The sequence below is a fragment of the Streptomyces sp. CB01881 genome, from assembly GCF_002953255.1.
GTDB lineage: Bacteria > Actinomycetota > Actinomycetes > Streptomycetales > Streptomycetaceae > Kitasatospora.
The window spans coordinates 4,639,372-4,640,885 of record NZ_CP026498.1 but is presented as its reverse complement, the minus strand read 5'-3'; the positions used below and the strand labels follow the sequence as shown (position 1 = coordinate 4,640,885).

General features: G+C 69.7%; 1 protein-coding gene. It reads right to left on the bottom strand.

Annotated elements, in window-relative coordinates:
• Nucleotides 1–10: 10 nt before the first annotated feature.
• A complete protein-coding gene (locus C2142_RS10145) occupies nucleotides 11–1,459 on the bottom strand; it encodes an NF041680 family putative transposase (protein ID WP_148642341.1) in 1,449 nt (482 codons plus the stop codon).
• Between the last annotated feature and the right edge of the window lie 55 nt (nucleotides 1,460–1,514).

Genomic DNA, 1,514 nt, shown 5'->3' with positions numbered 1-1,514 from the left:
AGCTTGATTTTTATGCTGTCGCCGCGATCTTGGCGAGGTGCGCTTCGAGCGTGGGTTCGCGTTTGACGGTCTTCCCGACGTCGTAGCGGGGTGCCGGCCTGCGGTTCTTCGAGCCCGGTGGCCGTCCGGGGCCTGGGCGTGTCGGTTGCGGCACGGCTGCTGGGTTGGGCGTCTTCGCGCGGATGTTGCGGAACCCGCGTCGGACCCGGGCGGGGGTGAGCCTGCTCGACGGGGCCGGTTTCTCCCAGGGGCGGCGTAGGTCCTCGGCGAGGGGGCGGGCGAGGCGGAGTTGGGTGTGGGCGACGATGACGAGCCAGGTCCACAGGTCGGCGGTGTCCGGGTTGCGGAAGCGGGGGGCGGTCCAACCGAGGGTCTGCTTCATGAGTCGGAAGGTGTGCTCAAGATCGAATCTGCGCAGGAACGTGCGCCAGATCCGGTCCAGATGCTCGGCGTCGATGCCGGTGGCGGAGGACCACAGCCACAGCGGTTTCGCGTCCCTCTCGCCCGGCAGCTGCTCGACCTTGAGGCGGACCAACGTGCCGTGGGTGATGGGGATTTCACCTTCGTGGTCGAGCCAGGGGCCGCGCTTTTGCAGGCGCTGGTGCATCCGGTCCCACGCTCTCGCCTCGGCCTTCCCGTAGCGGGTGGTGTCGGTGGTGGTGGCGGCGTCCGGGGTGTGCCAGCTGTCGGGTTTGGCGAAGGTGAAGACGCCGCCGTGCCGGCGCGGGCGTCCGCCCTTCGGGGTGGAGCGGGGCTCGCCCGGGTCACGGAGCATGACCCGGTCCGAGCGTAGTCGGCCGACCAGTTCAACCGGAAGATCGGACAGGACGTAGGCCAGGCGGGTCACGTCGTAGCCGGCGTCCATCACGATGAGGATGTCCGGATCGCCTCGGTGCCAGTGGCATGCCGCGATGATGCGTTCGACGACCTCGCGCAGCTGGGCGGCGGTGACGGCGGTCGCGTCGTCGGCCGGTCCCAGTCGGACCGCGTCCAGCAGTCCGACCCACGACGTGCGCCCGGACTCCAGGGCGGCAACGAAGGAGTACGGCCAGCCGGGGACGAACTGGTCGGCGCTTCGACCGCGGCCGTAGACGTGGCAGAACAGGCGCTCGCCGCTTGTCGGGGCATCGGGCCGCAGCCAGTTGGAGACGTCTACGGCCAGCGCGATTCTCCCGTCCGCGAGCCGTGGCAGCGGCAGGCCTGTCAGGGTGCGGCGCAGCCGCGTCGGCTCCAGCCATCCCCGGTCCAGCGCCTGGTACAGGGCGCCGTGCCCGCGCCGGTGCTCGGCCGCGAGCGAGAGCTCCACCAGCGTTTTCACTGGTCCGTCCGTGCACAGCACCGCGTCCGTCAGCTCGAAGAGCGCGTCCGCGCGGGCGTACAGGCAGTCGTAGAACTGAACCCGAAAGCGGGACAAGATGCCCAATGCGTCGCTCGTGGGCGGGTCAAGGGGGAGACTCATATGCAGCGGCCGTTCTCTTGGGCTTCGTGACTCGACATCTCGAAGAGAACGGCCG